Below are 16606 nucleotides of genomic sequence, written 5' to 3'. Positions count from 1 at the left end.
ATGAAAGTACTCGTGGTGGGAGGATTTTTAGGAAGTGGGAAAACCACTACAATTCTCCGCATTGGAAAATATCTTGGAGAAAAAGGCCAAAAAGCTGCTATAATAGTAAATGAAATAGGGGAAATAGGAGTTGATGGCGATGTTATTTCCAGTTACGGTTTTGACTCAGTAGAACTTACAAATGGATGTATTTGTTGTACCCTAAAACGAGATTTGAAATATACAGTATCACAGATTAAAAAAGACTTTGATCCACAGATATTGATCATTGAGCCTACAGGCATAGCTTTTCCTGCTACAATCAGGGATGAAATTATGCTGATGAATCTGGATGATGTGGATTTTGCTCCTCTGGTCACACTGGTCGACGGAAGCAGGTTCAAACAGGTGATGAAAGAAACAAAACAGTTTTCCCAGAGGCAAATTATTGATGCTGAAATCCTCGCAATAAATAAGATCGATTTAATTGAAGAACTATACATACCCGTAGTTGAGTCATCAATAAAGCAATTGAATCCAGAAGCAGAAATTTTGCGTTTTTCAGCAAAAGCAGATTATGGTGAATTATCCGGGTTTATTGAGCATTTACTGGGTGATGTAGTTTATCCAAGGCTTGCTGAGAGAAAAATAAATGCTGAGAGAAAAATAAATGCTGAGAGAAAGATGAATTCTATACAGTGTTCTAACATGGCCACTTATGCATCTGAATTTACATTAAATAATGGTTTTCTTGAAACTTCCAGAGCACGCTCAATTGCATCAATTTTGATGAATGGGCTAAAGGAAGAAATTGTAAAGATGAATCCGGAATTCGTTGGCCACTTGAAAATCATTTTCCAAACCGGTATGGTAAAGATCCGTTCCAGTGTTACAGGTGCCTGTGAATCACCTCAAACCGAAATGGTTGAATCGTTTTCTCATCAGCCATCCATAAAGATTCTCTCTGCCGTTTCAAATGTTTCTCGTTCAGAATTAATGGAACTTGTGGATTTCTTTGTCAAGGAAATTTTCACAAATCATGGTATTAAAATAGTGAAAACTGCTGTCCATCAGCACAACCACGACAATCACAACCACTCAGAAGGTGTGTAAGATGTAACTGTTGCTAAAAGATACGCTCACACCTTATGAACACGAATCATCGATTGGAGTGAAGGAAGCGAGTCTTAGGTGTGAGCATCGTTACCATTGAAAGAGGATACATATATTAGTTACGCAATACCCTTATAAACATGAGATTAATTTGCATTATATAGTATTAATTGTCAATATATTAGCAGGAACATTATGGAAAAACCTACTTTAAAAGAAGGGCAAATTAATCTGGAGCCCGCATTAGATTTTCTGGACACTGGTATTCTTTTACTTGATAGAAAATACAATATAATATATGCAAATTCCAAAATCAGCAGTTATTTAGGAATTCCAGAAAACCCTTATGGAAAATCAGTTTTTGATATTGGAATATGGCCCTTTACCAAAAAAGAAATTGTCCAGTCCCTCAAAAGTATCCCCTCACAAAATAAACCAACGATTCATTCCATTGAAGATAGCGCAGGTGAAGCCTACAAATTCACAGCTCATTACTTGAATCCTGATTCGTCTGATACACCTGCATTTATGCTCACACTAGAAAAACATCCCTTTTCTGAAAACGAATCTGAAAAATATAAAAACTTGCTCTCCATTTTCGCATCGGGTATTTCTGAAGGAATAATCATAATTCAAGATGAGAAAATCCAGTTTGCAAACCGCAAATTCGGAAAAATTGTTGGTAAAAAGTGGGATGAAATAAAAGGCACACATTTTTTGGATTATTTTCCGATTCAATATCGGCGAATGTTGTACAAAAAATATACCAAAGATATTGAAAAAAAAACATACAGGGAAATGACATATGAGGTCGAATTACTGTCAACATCAGGTAAAGTCACTCCTTTCGAACTTTCATCCTCACTCGTTGAGTATGGCAATCGGCCTGCATTAATGGTCGTATTTCGGGATATTTCGGCTAAAAAGGAAGCAGAAGAACATCTCAAAGAGGCTGAAAAGAAATACAGGTCAATATTTGAAAAGACACCTATTGGGATTGTTTATTTTGACAGGAAAGGCAGAATAAGCAACTCTAATGAAGCCTTCAATTCTATATTTAAGACTATTATTGATGAAAAGAAAGAACCTGAAATTCTTGATTATATTCCCGATAAGGATGTGTCTGGCCAGATAAAAAAGGTGCTTTCCGGAAACGCTCTTTCTTACAGGGGAGAATACGAGGTTAACACTCAATATTCATCCAAATCTATAAAAATTACATGCAATTCCTTGCTTCTGGATGGAGTTTTACAGGGTGGAATAGGTATCTTTGAAGACATTTCCCTGCAAAAAAGTGCTGAAGCCACTCTTCTAATGAACAAATCCCGACTTGAGGCCCTTGTAAAATTAAATCGGCTGGAAGTTTTTTCTTTCGATGAAATAGCTCGTTTTGCCCTTGAACTTACAGTTGAACTTACAGACAGCGATTGCGGCTACCTTTGCAGGATGGGAAAGGATAGCAACCCTGAAAAAATACTGTATACTCCTGATACAGAAAATCTGGAATCATTTGTATCTGGAAGATTTGAAAATCTTGATTTCAAAGATCGAAAGTCCAATGTTATGGATGCGGGAAAAACCATTGAAATACCTCTTTTTGAAAATGAACAGCTTGTAATTGTTGCAGGTTTTAGCAGGAATATAGCCTTCAAGGAAATGGAAATAAATCAATTAGAACTTTTTGTACAGGATATATGGACTACAATCAAACAGAAAATGGCCGAGAAATCATTACGTGACTCTGAAACCAAATATTCTTCCATTGTAGAAAACGGCAATGATGCAATAGTAGTAGTTCAGGATGGTAAACTTAAATTTGCAAATTCGAAGTTTTGTGAATTTGTGGGCAAAGATTGTGATTCAATACTTAACACGGATTTTAGGAATTATGTTGCTGAAGAATATCGTCGTATGATGACAAAAAAAATCCAGCAGTATATGCAGCAAAAGGAGATGTCTCATTCCAGGGATGAAATTGAACTTGTTACAAAAAAAGGCAAGAAAATACCTGTAATCATAAGCACATCTGTAATCGACCATGAAGGCAAACCCGCAGTAATGGCATTTATAAGTGACATTACACAACAAAAAGAAAAAGAAAATAAACTTCTTGAAACATTTGAAGTCCTGAAAGTACTTCAATCTGTAATTCGTACCAGTCCTGCAATAGTTTTCTTTTGGGCCCCGGAGGAAGATTGGCCGGTGGAATTTGTATCTGAAAACATTGAGAATTTTGGTTACAGGACCGATGAATTTACGTCCGGAAAATTACAATATGGAGATATAATACATCCCTCTGACCTCGATTATGTCCATCAGAAACTTGCAAAATATTCAGATGAAGGAATGTCGGATTACAATCTGGAATACCGCATAATCACAAAAAAGGGAGACGTGCGCTGGGTTGAAGAACGAGGTTCCATACAATATGAAAATAATAAAATAAGCCATTACCAAGGTATAATCCTTGATATCACTGAAAGAAAAAGAGTAAATCGCTTTTTGGATATAGATATGGATATTGGGAATTTCCTGACACCCACCGGTGATCTGCAAGAAATGTTTGATCAGCTACTCGAGCTGGCCCTTCATATCGAAGGTGTGGATGCAGGTGCTCTCTATATTGTTGACAAATCCAGTAAAGACTTAAATATTGTCTCTCATCGCAATATTTCCGATGAATTTGTTGAAGATAATTCTACAATTGAAAAGGATTCACTTAGAGGAAGATTCCTGTCAGTACAATATCCCGTATACAAACTCTATTCTGAGATCTATCCTTTCTCTAAATCCAAGAAAGGCAAGGATAGCCTCCTGGCAACAGCCATTATTCCTGTAATAACCAATGATAATTTATCTGCAGTACTGTTTTTGGCATCCCATAAAAATTATGAAATTCCATTTTCTATACGTAACTCGCTTGAAACTGTGGCAAACCAGATAGGTTCTGTGCTTGACAGGATTGAAAAAGAGGCAGGTATCCAGAAAAGCCAGTATGATCTACAAGTGCTCTTTGACACAATATCTGAGCTGATTTTTGTAGTGGATTCGGAAGGTTGCATCCTTTACACCAATCTCAATGTCGCAAAAACCCTGAAATATTCCAAACAGGAAATAACAGGTATGAATTTCATAAAAATTCATTCACATACTCAGGTACTTGATGCTGCAAACGCTTTCAACGAAGCACTCAATGGCAACAAGCAGAAACACTTGTTCACTTTGATGGACAAAAATAATAATCTAATAAATGTTGATACTACAATGCAAAAGGGGGAATGGAACGGTAGTGATGTAGTCGTAGTTGTCAATAGAATTGTTGAATAACAGATAAATTCATAAATTATTACTACAGAGTCATAGAAAATCATTAATGCATTTACAGTGGGGAAAAGATGATAGATATAAATCCTAAAAACATCTTGATACGCTACAACATATTGGTTGAAAGTGATATGACTCCAGAAGAGGTGGCAGAACAGCTGTTCCCCACAGATCCCTATATTCGTCAGATAGCCAAAGCTGTTTTTGAAGGCGATGAGGATGAAGTTGTCGCTGCTTTACAAAATACAATTGATTCAGGAGTAGACCCCCTTTCACTTATAAATGATGCCCTAATGGCAGGAATGGAAGTGGTGTCTACTCTCTATGATTACGGCTTGCTGTACCTGCCGGATGTTATTATCTCTGCCCAGGCAATGATCGAAGGTATAGAATACTGCAAGGAGCAATCCAAACAGGTTCATGAATCAAAAGGCAAGATCATTTCTTATGTTGTAGAGGGTGACATTCATGACATCGGGAAAAAGATTGTAACTGTTCTTTTACGTGCCAATGGTTATGAGGTTATTGATCTTGGAAAAGATGTCCCTGTTGAAGAGGTTGTGGCCGCAGTCAAAAGAGAAAAACCTATCATGCTCTCAGGAACCGCGCTGATGACCACGACAATGCATGCTTTCAAAGACGTGAATTCGCGATTGCTTGCAAGTGACATAAATGTACCTGTGGTCTGTGGCGGGGGTGCTGTTACCCAGGACTTTGTTTCTGATTATGATCTGGGAGTATATTGTGAGGAAGCTGCAGACGTACCAAAAATTGCAGATTCCATCCTGCAAGGGTTGGATATAAGGAAACTAAGGGATACTTTCCATAAACACTAAGGAGATCCGTATTATGTCTGTTAAACGTTATTCTTCCATGGAATATGATAATTTTGAAGACCTTCTTTTTGGCCACTCAAAATATCCTGTGAAAACCGGTCTTAATCTGGAAATTGGTGCTGGGTATACCACTGCTGAAATCAATTATGCCCCCCGTCCGGATGCGGCTGAAAATAAGGCAACGCTTGTGAACGAATATGAGCGTATTACCCGTGACATAATGGAAAGGATGGTTCAGGTTGGTTTCCCTTCAATTGTACTTGAAACCGAACATGTGCAACAGATGACACACAACCCTGAATGGGGGGCTGATATTGCAACTGCCCAAAAAGCAATCATGGAAGAGTATCATGATGAATATGGCATCAAATGTGCCCTCAGGCATACAGTTGGTGATGTCCGGGGAGACAGGGAAAGAATTGATCTGCGGGGGGATGCTTATTCCCGGATACTTGAATCGTTTGAGCAAATCGCTTCTTCAGGAGCGGATATGTTGTCGATTGAATCCCTGGGGGGTAAAGAAGTATTTGATCATTCAATCCTGAGGAATGACATGCGGGGAGTTGTCTTTTCAGTTGGTATACTTGGCGCTCTTGATGTTGAATATATATGGAAGGATATCTGCAGTATTGCAAAAAAAAATAAAGTAGTACCTGCAGGCGATACGGCCTGTGCACAGGCAAACACTGCAATGTTTGTTGCAGGTGGTCTGCTTGACTTCAAATTATCCCATAGCGTGGCATCTGTTGTAAGGGCAATTTCTGCATCAAGATCCCTTGCTGCATATGAAGCAGGGGCAGTTGGTCCGGGTAAGGATTGTGGATATGAGAATAATATTATTAAGGCAATTACCGGTTACCCCATTTCCCAGGAAGGCAAAGGTTCTACATGCGCCCACTCTGATTTGATGGGCAACATGGCCATGCAGTGTTGCGATCTTTGGTCAAATGAATCCGTGGAATACCGGGGAGATTTTGGAGGAACCACTGTGCAATGTTGGGGAGAAACTCTTTCTTACGATTGCAGCATGATGAATACCGCACTGGAAGCCGGAGTTGGCAAAACCTTGCGTGATGTGCTAATGGTTTCGGACAGATACAGGGATCCACAGGCATTTATACTATCTTATGATAATGCCTACCGTATTGGAGAAGTAATAACTGCCCATCCGGATGACATGTACCTGAGGGCAAAAGAGGCAGGCATGAAAGCTTGTGAACTAATCGAAAGTGGTTCCGAAGGATTTCTGGAGTTATCCAAGTTTGAAAAAGCTACAATAAAAAAGGCCCGGAATGACCTGAAATCATTAGACGAAAATATGGAATCTTTTATTTGTAATTGTCTGGATATCTATTCATCTGAAGTGGATACTTTTGATCCATCAAATTATGGCCTTTAATTTCTATAATTTTAACTACTAGTTTGGTGTTTCCAGATTTTTCCTATATATAGTTATTTCTATCTACCACCTAATAATTTAATTGTTTTTAATTTCATATTAAAAACGCTATGCAGCAAATCATGTATACTTCCAATTATATTTTATGTTTATTCGATTGTAGGTATCTATTTATATTATCTATTCAGCCAGTTCATTTCATTATAGTATATAATTATTAGTATAACTAATAATCCCTATTTTTTGAATTTGTGCAAATATACTCAAAAAAAAGCAATCAAGCAATGTATTTCTTACTATAGAAAATAGTTAATTTGAATTAAAAATAATGGACAACATTTATATACAACCATTGAACAATAGAAATGTTTATATAGTATAGAATCTCACTTTAAGATGAGGTTTGATTAAACCTCACAAAAGATTGGAGTAGGGCCAATCGCCATCAGGCATTGACCCTGAATATATTTGAAACAAATATGGAAGGAAGTGTAGAATGACCAGTTTGGACGTAGATCCCAGTGAAATTCTGGAAAGATATAACGTCAAAATGGAAAAAGCAATGACGCCGGATGACGCGGCAGCAGAACTTTATCCAAAAGACGATCTGATTCGCCCTATTGCAGAAGCAATCTATGAGGGAGAAGAAGATGACACAGTAGAGGGCCTCCAGAAAGCAATTGATGCCGGTAAGGATCCAATTGCCTTAATAGATGATGCCCTGATGGTAGGAATGGGAGTGGTAACAAAACTCTACGATGAAGGAATAATTTTCCTGCCAAACGTAATGATGTCTGCAGATGCAATGCTTGATGGTATTGATTTTTGTAAATCCCAAGCCAAGGAAGCACCTGTATCCAAAGGTAAGATCGTATGCCATGTTGCAGAAGGTGACGTGCATGATATCGGTAAATCCATTGTCTCAGCCCTCCTGAGAGCAAATGGTTTCGATGTAGTGGATCTTGGACGTGATGTACCGGTAGATGAGGTAATTGAAGCTGTGAAGAAAGAAAAGCCAATGATGGTGACAGGAACCGCTTTGATGACCACAACAATGTATGCATTCAAGGCTGTCAATGACAGGCTTCTTGAAGCAGGCATAAAAATTCCATACCAGTGTGGTGGCGGTGCTGTAAACCAGGACTTCGTATCAACCTATGAACTAGGAGTATACGGAGAAGAGGCTGCCGATGCACCAAAGATGGCAGAGGCAATTCTTGCAGGCGCAGATCTTGGCAAACTCAAGGAACAATTCCATCAACACTGAAGAGGTGAGCAAAATGACAGTAAACAGATACACCAAGATGGCATATGCCAGCGCAGACGATATGATTTTTGGAAAGTCCCCCAATCCTGTAAAAGCAGGGCTGGACTTAGAGATTGGTGCCGGTTACACCACACCTGAAGTAAACTATGCACCAAGGCCAGAAGCCGGTGAGACCAAAGAGAAACTTGTAAAGGAATATGAGCGTATTACCCGTGACATAATGGAAAGGATGGTCCAGGTAGGTTTCCCGGCAGTTGTACTGGAAACAGAGCACGTTCAGCAGATGACCAATAACCCAACCTGGGGTGGAGAGGTCGCAAATGCACAGAAAGCCATTATGGAAGATTACCATGATGAATACGGCATCAAATGCGCTCTGAGACACACTCCTGGTGACATTCGTGAAGACCGTGATTATATGCAGTTGAGGGGAGAAAAATACAACACCCTTATGGAATCCTTCGAAGAAGTTGCATCAAACGGTGCAGATCTCTTATCCATCGAAACTATGGGTGGTAAAGAAGTCTTTGACCGTGCAATTCTAAGAAATGATGTACCGGGTATGCTTTTTGCAATTGGTTGCCTGGGTACTATGGACATGGAATACATCTGGCAGGACATTGCGGGAATTGCCAAGAAGAACAATGTCGTCGCAGCTGGTGATACTGACTGTGCACAGGCAAACACTGCAATGTTCATTGCAGGTGGACTTCTTGACAAAAACCTGGCCCATACCCTTGCAATAATTGCCAGGGCCATATCCGCACCACGTTCCCTTGCCGCCTATGAAGCAGGTGCAGTTGGTCCGGGTAAAGACTGTGGTTACGAGAACACCATTGTAAAATCCATTGCAGGTGTGCCGATTGCCCAGGAAGGTAAAACGTCTACCTGTGCTCACTCCGATGTAATGGGTAACCTTGTAATGCAGTGCTGTGACCTCTGGTCCAATGAATCCGTGGAATATCACGGTGAATTCGGTGGTACAACTGTACAGTGCTGGAGTGAATCCCTTGCATATGACTGTGCACTGATGAATGTCTCCCTCCAGACAGGTCAATCCAAGAACCTCAGGGACATGATGGTTCTCTCCGACAAGTACAGGGATCCACAGGGATACATCCTGGCCTATGACAATGCCTACAAGATTGGTGAAGCAATTGTCAAGGATTCAGATGATATCTATCTGCGTGCAAAGAATGCTGCTGTAGAGTGTGTGAACCTGCTTGAAAATGCAGATCCCAAACTACAGATGACCAGATTCGAAAAGAATGCACTTGCCGATGCAAGCAAGGCTCTGGCCGGACTTACTGATGATTCAGATAAGTTCCTCAGCGACTCCCTTGAACAATACAAAAAGGAAGTCAAGGTATTCAGGCCGGAGAACTACGGTCTCTGAGCGGGCAAACATACAGAGTTTAGCTGTGGACTCTTTAAGGGTCCACAGTCCCAATCACCTTGTAATCTTCTATAGTAACTAACTACAAGGAGGAGATATAAAAGCAATGCAATACTTACAACCTCCCTTTACTCCTATTTTTTTAGTTTAAATTTGTGAGTTATTGTAACTTTTAGTCTGTATCGATCTATTAACTCAAATAATAGAGGTGATATTTATGGAAGGAAATATTGAAATGGTGCAAGCCGAAGTAGCCGATAAAACCGCCAACCCGGCTCCACTTGGTTTCACAGGTCTTGGGCTTTCAGCAGTTTTGCTAAGTCTGACATATGTAGGTTTATTCCCACTTGATTCAATGATAGTCTCAATGGCAATATTCCTGGGAGGATTTGCCCAGGTGTTTGCAGGAATAATGGCATGGAAGAAAGGAGATGTATTTGCCGGAACTGCTTTTAATGCATTCGGGCTTTTCTGGTTCTCATTTGCAGGGCTAATTATTCTGCAGGCTCTTGGATTGGCCGCTGCAGCTGAACCAATATCAATGGCTGCCTATCTTTTCATATGGGGTGTTTACACCTTTGTGATGCTTATAGGTACCTTGAAAATGAGCAATGGCAGCAGAGCCATGCAGTTTGTGTTCCTTACCCTGTTTATCCTGTTCATCCTGCTTGCAATTAGCAATGCTACAGGAATGAGCGGTTTACTTGTTATTGCAGGTATAGATGGATTACTCCTGGGATTTGGATCACTATATACAGCTCTTGCTATGGTACTGAATGAAATCTGTGAGAAACCTGTGGCTCCAGGTATTTAAAACAAAATATAGGGATATATTTATGTCATTTGTTTTGGAGGAATGGAAATGTGCAGGAAAACATTGCTGGAAAAATATTTTTTCATATTTGTTTTCCTGATTTTTTTTATTTCCATACCAAAGATATTGTATGGATATTTTTATGATATAATCTACCTGGAGACCAGTGGATATTATTCACTGTTGAGAGGATTTTCAATCGTGTCTATTGCCGGTAGTTTTTATGTCACTTCCCTTTCACCTAATTCCCTGCACCCTTATGGTTATTCTAAATATTTAAAAATGGGTCAGTTTTTGGTAGCTCTTGGAATTGGAATAATTTCTTTAATTTTAATAGGCCATTCACTTATAGGCAAATATAGTTATCAGAAAGTTCCGTTTATTGATATGTCCGGATACATTATAGTCCTGCTCTCTGTCATATTTTATCTTTTGTTAATTTATTTCATGAAAAAAGTTCAATTCTCATTGCAGGAAGAAAAAAAATATAATAATTCTAACAATATCAAAAAAGAAGTGGGTTTAACCATTATTACATTAATAGGTCTGGTAGGTATTGAACATGGATATTTTTTCCTGGATGTTGTCCTTTCAATCTTTTTCTTTTCATTTTTGGTAAAAGAAACCCTTTCTGTAATTTGGGAAAGCAGCCGTTTTTTGAGTGACACATTTAGCCTGGATGAAAAGCAAATATGCAATCTTGTAAACTCAATAGATGGGGCCAGTGAATGTCACAATGTAAGGGCACACGGAACTGATTCCGACCTTTATGTTGATTTACATGTATGTATGGATCCAAAAATAAAGATCATCCAGACCAAACCAATTGTTGAACAAATAGAATCATCCTTAAAAGCAAGTTATTCATCAGTCAGGGATGTTACCGTACATATTGAACCTGCAAAAAAGAAGGGGAACTTTATATGAAATATAGTCTGGGCATAGATGCCGGTGGAACTTATACTGATGTAGTCATCATTGAAAACAATTCAGGAAAAGTAGTCAGTTCAAACAAAGCACTTACAACATATCCTGATTTACTTGAAGGCATCGAAAATTCAATTGACGGACTTGATTTTCAATATCTTGAAGATATTGCAGTCGTTTCTGTCTCTACAACCCTTGCCACAAACACGGTCCTTGAAAATACCGGCTATCCCGTAGCACTTATACTTATTGGGGAACACGGAAGCGAAAGCGAAGGTTTTCCTTCCCAGCATATATTTCATGCAAAAGGTGGCCATGATCACGAAGGCCTGGAAATGCAAGAACTTGATGTTAAGCCCATCGAGTCCTTTGTTAAGGATGTAAAGGATAAAGTATCTGCATTTGCAATTTCATCCCATTTCAGCATCCGTAATCCGGATCACGAAATAAAAACAAGAGAATTGATTCAATCAATTGTTGATATGCCAGTTGTTTGTGGTCATGAGCTCTCTCAGGATATAGGAGCCTATGAAAGAGCTGTAACAGCTACACTGAATGCACGGCTTATTCCTGTAATTAAGCAATTTATTGAAACTATAATCAAAGACATCAGAAGAAGAGGGATAAGTGCCAGACTCTTGATGCTTAAATGTGATGGTTCTGTAACAGGTATCGAGGATGCACTCAAAAAACCTATAGAAACCGTATTTTCAGGACCGGCTGCAAGTCTTATCGGAGCTTCTCATTTAAGCGGGAGGCATACCTGTGTCACAATAGATGTAGGGGGCACAAGTACTGATATTTCATCCATTTCAAAGGGGGTCCCTGAACTAAGTGAGTCTGGCGGAATTGTAGGAGGATGGAAAACCAGAGTACGTGCAATTCATATGGAGACCTCTGCAATGGGAGGGGATAGTGGAATCTGGACGCGTAAAGGAGAACTTTTCATAGGACCCAGACGCTTAATTCCTCTATGTGTTGCAGCAGAAATGTACCCGGGATTCATATCGAAATTAAAAAATGCTTCTAATCCACAAAGGGATCTCTTTGATGAAAATATCCAACCAGCCAGATTTTTCGTAAAAAATGGCTCTGGCAAACATGAGTTAACAGACAGTGAAAGAAAAATACTTGATGTACTTGGTAGTGAACCGATGTCTTACAGGGAACTGACATCCCTCACCAGGAGCCACATTTCATCAAATATGTTGGACTTACTTATAAGCAAACGATTCATAAGGGTTATAGGTTTTACTCCGACAGATGTATTACATGTATTGGGAGATTATGAACAATGGAATGTAGAGGCCGCATCAATAGGGGCTGACATCCTTGCAAGGTTTGCTTTTAGCAGCAAATTTGAAATATGTGAAACACTGAAAGAAAAATTTGCTCTCAATATGGCATATGACCTAATATGCTTCGCCCTCCCTAATATCGAAAAAGAGAGTATAATGGAAACCCTTACTGGTAATTATCCTGCTACTTTTAAAATGAAATCACCTGTAGTTCTTATTGGTGGCCCTGTAGCCTCCTATGTAAAATCACTTGGGAAAATTGTGGACGCTGACATCATTCTCCCCGACCATGCAAGTGTAGGAAATGCAATTGGGGCTCTATATGGTAAAGGAATCAAAAGACTTGAATACCTTATAAGGCCTGCATCCTTATCCGAACCCGATCAGGATTTCCTTGTTTTTTCCCAAAATGGAAGAAAGAGTTTCCAGACTTACACTCAGGCCTATGATTATTCCATAGATAACGGCAAAAATGTACTATTTGAATATATGAAAAGTTGTGGTATCAAAAAAGATCAGATATCTTTCAATATAAAGGAAAAGAAAGTAATTCCCGAAGGGTGGAAACATCCTCCCATGGAAACACAATTGACAATTATGGGAATAGGTACATCCCCACTTTAATAAAACTTTTATCTAACTTGAATGCCGGGACTGACTAACAATATGAAAAATATTCTTTTTAACTTATATACTTTCATTTAACCTTGTTTTATAATTAACAAAAAGAGTCAGGAAAAGGAGAATTGCAAAAATCGCAAATATTATTTCCAGTCCCACAAATCCCGACAGGGCTCCTGCAAATATAGGCATGATTGCAAGACCTCCATAAGTACATGTGCTGTAGAGGCCCATTGTGATACCCTTGTTCTTACTCATAGACGCCAACAGTGTTGGCAATCCGACCATTGCAAGTCCTGACCCGGATCCCAGCAAAGCAAATCCTACAAAGGGCAACCATATGGTCGCCAGAGTTCCTGAAGCTGCTATCACAATGCCCATATTGATCATTTTATTTGATTCCACGGATGTATGTGAAATCCAAATGGAAGATATCATTGTGCTGATATAGCTTACGGCAATGACGATTCCCAGTTCGGCTTTGGAAAGCATGCCTGTACTGTAATCAGGATACAAAGCGAGTAATACACCATTGGTACCTATCAGTACAAAAACGATTATCCAGATACCCGTATAAGATCTGTCTACCAAAAATCCTGAGGTTGTGGAGACTTTTTGCCGGATTTCAGCAATAATTGGAGACTGTAATTTTTCTTTATCCCGGCCATTTTTGTACAGGTATCCCATCCCTGCAATAAGGGTCAAGAAAGATATAATTGTAAAAGCCATGATACCATATTTTAAGCCCATGCTAGCCAAAAAACCACTTAAAGCAACACCTGCAGCAAGTCCTGCATTTAATAGGAAATTAAATTCTCCCATATACTGTTTTTTCTTGTTGAATGAACCAAGATAAGAATATGCCGCAGGGAAATATGCACCACAAGCAGTCCCTTCCATCAATCTTGCAAGAATCAGCAGGTGAATTTCATTGGTAAAAAGCATTATAGCTCCCGAAAAAAAGGTTAGCAACAGGCTGATTGTTACAAATCTCATAAAGCCATATCTTTCTGCCAGTATTCCAAAGGGCAGCATCGTAAGTAGAGCTCCTATAAAGTAGGCAGAAAAAAGAAGACTTGACAATTCGACTGCATGATTTCCAGATCCAAGTCCTGCAAGTTCAGGAAGGATAGGTATCACTGCATTGGACAATCCCATTATAGTAAATATAGATAAATAAACAAGTAATCTACCCTTTTCCATTCATATACCGCCTGTTGAACTGACTGCACAATGGAGGAGTATATTAATAACAGTTGCTATTGCCATCTGAAAGTATTATAACAAATAGAAATCCTCAGAAAGATGAATATCCAAGATGGCCAGAATGTGTTCGAAAAAGTTAGATTAATAAGCCCTTTGTCAACGCAGGACTCGGTATTTTCGGAAGAACATCGAAGATTTAAGTACAGAAACGGTTCCGTTATTACGTTTGACGATATAATCGCCCGCTTTGCCGTTTACGGTTCCTCTCTTTGTTTCCACACTGAAGTCTGTCAACATCTTTAAAGCGTGACCCACTGGGTTTTTTTCGTTTGTTTCCATCATTTCCGAAACTATAGTCTCTTTGCTTAGTTCACTCATATTGAAACCTCCCTAGAATAGACCCGAAAATAATTATGATACTATAACGTATATACCTAACCGATGAATTAAAATTTTTAATTAGTAAATATTCATTAATTTGCAAACATTGCATTTATTCCCTAATAAAACCAAGTGATATTTATGATCATTACCCTAATTGGAATGGCCGGTGTCGGAAAAAGCACTATTGGTAAACTCCTTGCCTCCCATTTAGGCTATAAATTTATTGATGTGGATGACCTTATCGAGCAGAGAATAGGTGGACCTTTACAGGATTATCTTGACGAAAAAGGAGATTCAGCTTTTATCAAAGTTGAAGAGGATGCCATACTAGATTTGGATTTAGAGGATAAAATTGTGATTTCTACAGGTGGTAGTGCAATCTATTCAGAAACTGCAATGAAAATTCTTTCTGAAAAATCTTTGATTATACTTCTTGATGATACCTTTCCCAATATAAGAAAAAGAATATCCTATCCCTGGAAAAGGGGGATTGTGGGTTTCCGGGAAAAAGGAATTAAGGAATTGTATTTGGAAAGATGGCAATTGTACCGGAAATATGCAGATATTGTTGTTGACATCAATGGAATGGCAAACAAAAAGAAAGTTGTAGATGATATTGTGGAAAAGAGTAAAGAACTCTGTAATTCCACTTTTGACACTTTCAATTTGTGAGTGCCTGTATTGGCGCCGGGATACGCCCTGCCTTTTTAACAAACTCTTCAGAACTGAATTTGTGGACAGGCATGACCGGACAGCTTCCAAGCAATCCTCCGTACTCAACCATATCTCCTGTCATTTTGCCTGGTGCAGGAATGATGCGCACTGCTGTTGTTTTCCTGTTTATCATTCCTATAGCCATTTCATCGGCCATAATGGCCGAAATCGTAGAGGATGAAGTATCTCCGGGAACTGCAATCATATCCAATCCAACCGAACATACCGATGTCATTGCTTCGAGCTTATCCAGTTTCAGTGAACCACGTTTCACGGCTTCTATCATTCCTGCATCCTCGCTTACAGGTATAAAGGCCCCACTTAGTCCGCCTACAGAAGATGATGCCATTGCACCACCTTTCTTTACCGCATCATTCAACAATGCAAGAGCAGCTGTGGTTCCGTGGGTGCCACAGCTTTCCAGACCCATTGCCTCAAGGATAGCCGCTACACTATCACCAACTTCAGGTGTGGGTGCAAGTGAGAGATCCACAACTCCAAAATCAGCTTCCAGTCTGCGGGATACTTCCCTGCCGGTCATCTCTCCCATTCTTGTGATTTTAAAGGCGGTTTTTTTTATACACTCAGCAATTTCTCCAAGGTCAGGATTATCCAGATCCCTTATAGCAGAATTCACTACACCGGGGCCACTCACGCCCACATTTATGACACAATCAGTCTCACCGACTCCGTGAAAAGCACCAGCCATAAAAGGATTATCTTCCGGGGCGTTTGCAAAAACTACGAGTTTAGCACAGCCAATACCGTCCCTATCCCTGGTAAGATCTGCAGTTTCTTTAATCACTTTTCCCATAAGATTCACAGCATTCATGTTTATGCCGGCTTTCGTAGTTGCCACATTAACAGAAGAACAAACCTTTTCCGTAACTGCAAGAGCCTCAGGGATTGCATTAATAAGTCTTCTGTCACCCGCTGTCATCCCTTTATGGACAAGAGCGGTGAAACCACCTATGAAATCAACTCCAATCTCATTGGCTGCTCTGTCAAGAGTTTTTGCAATGGAAACTATCTCTTTCTGTGTGAATGTTTCTGCAATTGTGGCAATTGGTGTAACAGATATACGTTTATTGATTATGGGTATGCCATACATTTGTTCGACTTCGTCTGCAACATCAACCAGTTTGCTGGCGCAACGTGTCATTTTTTCATGAATGTTGTCGTTAAAGGTCTCAATATCAGGATGAGCACAATCTCGCAGGTTGATTCCCATTGTGACAGTTCGTATGTCAAGGTTCATGCTGGAAATCATATGAATGGTTTCCATTATTTCTTCAGGATGAATGAACATTTATACCACCTCTTTTGGG

13 protein-coding genes are annotated in these 16606 nt (G+C 39.4%); 10 read left to right on the top strand and 3 right to left on the bottom strand.

The annotated features are described in order from the left end of the window. The 9 genes from CP947_RS00835 (at position 1) to CP947_RS00795 (ending at position 12977) form a co-directional block, all read left to right on the top strand. Positions 1-1092, top strand: a complete 1092-nt coding sequence (locus CP947_RS00835) for a GTP-binding protein (protein WP_096711374.1) — start codon at positions 1-3, stop codon at positions 1090-1092. A 195-nt stretch (positions 1093-1287) separates the two neighbouring features. Continuing rightward, positions 1288-4419 (top strand): PAS domain S-box protein, encoded by a 3132-nt coding sequence (locus CP947_RS00830; protein WP_096711373.1) that lies wholly within the window; start codon positions 1288-1290, stop codon positions 4417-4419. A 68-nt stretch (positions 4420-4487) separates the two neighbouring features. Continuing rightward, on the top strand, positions 4488-5252 hold the full coding sequence (gene mtaC / locus CP947_RS00825) for a methanol--corrinoid protein MtaC (RefSeq protein ID WP_096711372.1): 765 nt from the start codon (positions 4488-4490) through the stop codon (positions 5250-5252). 13 nt (positions 5253-5265) lie between these two features. After that, positions 5266-6651 carry a methanol--corrinoid protein co-methyltransferase MtaB gene (gene mtaB, locus CP947_RS00820; RefSeq protein WP_096711371.1) on the top strand — a complete coding sequence of 462 codons (1386 nt, stop codon included), beginning with the start codon at positions 5266-5268 and terminating at the stop codon, positions 6649-6651. Positions 6652-7147: 496 nt separating this feature from the next. Beyond that, the gene (gene mtaC / locus CP947_RS00815) at positions 7148-7918 is read left to right on the top strand and encodes a methanol--corrinoid protein MtaC (protein WP_096711370.1); all 771 of its coding nucleotides are present in this window, start codon (positions 7148-7150) and stop codon (positions 7916-7918) included. 13 nt (positions 7919-7931) lie between these two features. Beyond that, complete coding sequence (gene mtaB / locus CP947_RS00810) at positions 7932-9314, top strand: methanol--corrinoid protein co-methyltransferase MtaB (RefSeq protein ID WP_096711369.1); 1383 nt, start codon at positions 7932-7934, stop codon at positions 9312-9314. Positions 9315-9531: 217 nt separating this feature from the next. Next, entirely contained in the window at positions 9532-10128 is a 597-nt protein-coding gene (locus CP947_RS00805) for an acetate uptake transporter (RefSeq protein WP_096711368.1), read from the top strand. A gap of 48 nt (positions 10129-10176) precedes the next feature. Then, entirely contained in the window at positions 10177-11055 is an 879-nt protein-coding gene (locus CP947_RS00800) for a cation diffusion facilitator family transporter (protein WP_165868946.1), read from the top strand. Beyond that, the gene (locus tag CP947_RS00795) at positions 11052-12977 is read left to right on the top strand and encodes a hydantoinase/oxoprolinase family protein (RefSeq protein WP_096711366.1); all 1926 of its coding nucleotides are present in this window, start codon (positions 11052-11054) and stop codon (positions 12975-12977) included. The genes CP947_RS00800 and CP947_RS00795 overlap by 4 nt, the downstream gene beginning before the upstream one ends. 63 nt (positions 12978-13040) lie before the next feature. On the opposite strand, the gene CP947_RS00790 is transcribed toward CP947_RS00795, so the two are convergent. Continuing rightward, complete coding sequence (locus CP947_RS00790) at positions 13041-14177, bottom strand: MFS transporter (RefSeq protein ID WP_096711365.1); 1137 nt, start codon at positions 14175-14177, stop codon at positions 13041-13043. Between the two features lie 159 nt (positions 14178-14336). Further along, positions 14337-14558 (bottom strand): hypothetical protein, encoded by a 222-nt coding sequence (locus CP947_RS00785; RefSeq protein WP_072360989.1) that lies wholly within the window; start codon positions 14556-14558, stop codon positions 14337-14339. 144 nt (positions 14559-14702) lie between these two features. Here CP947_RS00785 and CP947_RS00780 point away from each other — a divergent pair, with 144 nt between their 5' ends. Continuing rightward, on the top strand, positions 14703-15236 hold the full coding sequence (locus CP947_RS00780) for a shikimate kinase (protein WP_096711364.1): 534 nt from the start codon (positions 14703-14705) through the stop codon (positions 15234-15236). Here CP947_RS00780 and CP947_RS00775 read toward each other — a convergent pair. Beyond that, positions 15226-16587: a PFL family protein gene (locus CP947_RS00775; RefSeq protein ID WP_096711363.1), complete on the bottom strand. Its 1362-nt coding sequence runs from the start codon at positions 16585-16587 to the stop codon at positions 15226-15228. The genes CP947_RS00780 and CP947_RS00775 overlap by 11 nt on opposite strands. Between the last annotated feature and the right edge of the window lie 19 nt (positions 16588-16606).

The sequence above is a fragment of the Methanohalophilus euhalobius genome (genome assembly GCF_900215215.1).
Lineage (GTDB): Archaea > Halobacteriota > Methanosarcinia > Methanosarcinales > Methanosarcinaceae > Methanohalophilus > Methanohalophilus euhalobius.
This window is presented reverse-complemented; position numbering and strand designations above follow the sequence as displayed.

Bases quoted from the DNA above. Each gene is read 5' to 3' on its own strand.
- CP947_RS00775 (WP_096711363.1), bottom strand. From the start codon at position 16,587: ATGTTCATTCATCCTGAAGAAATAATGGAAACCATTCATATGATTTCC.
- CP947_RS00830 (WP_096711373.1), top strand. From the start codon at position 1,288: ATGGAAAAACCTACTTTAAAAGAAGGGCAAATTAATCTGGAGCCCGCA.
- mtaC (WP_096711372.1), top strand. From the start codon at position 4,488: ATGATAGATATAAATCCTAAAAACATCTTGATACGCTACAACATATTG.
- CP947_RS00795 (WP_096711366.1), top strand. From the start codon at position 11,052: ATGAAATATAGTCTGGGCATAGATGCCGGTGGAACTTATACTGATGTA.
- mtaC (WP_096711370.1), top strand. From the start codon at position 7,148: ATGACCAGTTTGGACGTAGATCCCAGTGAAATTCTGGAAAGATATAAC.
- mtaB (WP_096711369.1), top strand. From the start codon at position 7,932: ATGACAGTAAACAGATACACCAAGATGGCATATGCCAGCGCAGACGAT.
- CP947_RS00805 (WP_096711368.1), top strand. From the start codon at position 9,532: ATGGAAGGAAATATTGAAATGGTGCAAGCCGAAGTAGCCGATAAAACC.
- CP947_RS00780 (WP_096711364.1), top strand. From the start codon at position 14,703: ATGATCATTACCCTAATTGGAATGGCCGGTGTCGGAAAAAGCACTATT.
- CP947_RS00800 (WP_165868946.1), top strand. From the start codon at position 10,177: ATGTGCAGGAAAACATTGCTGGAAAAATATTTTTTCATATTTGTTTTC.
- CP947_RS00785 (WP_072360989.1), bottom strand. From the start codon at position 14,558: ATGAGTGAACTAAGCAAAGAGACTATAGTTTCGGAAATGATGGAAACA.
- CP947_RS00790 (WP_096711365.1), bottom strand. From the start codon at position 14,177: ATGGAAAAGGGTAGATTACTTGTTTATTTATCTATATTTACTATAATG.
- mtaB (WP_096711371.1), top strand. From the start codon at position 5,266: ATGTCTGTTAAACGTTATTCTTCCATGGAATATGATAATTTTGAAGAC.
- CP947_RS00835 (WP_096711374.1), top strand. From the start codon at position 1: ATGAAAGTACTCGTGGTGGGAGGATTTTTAGGAAGTGGGAAAACCACT.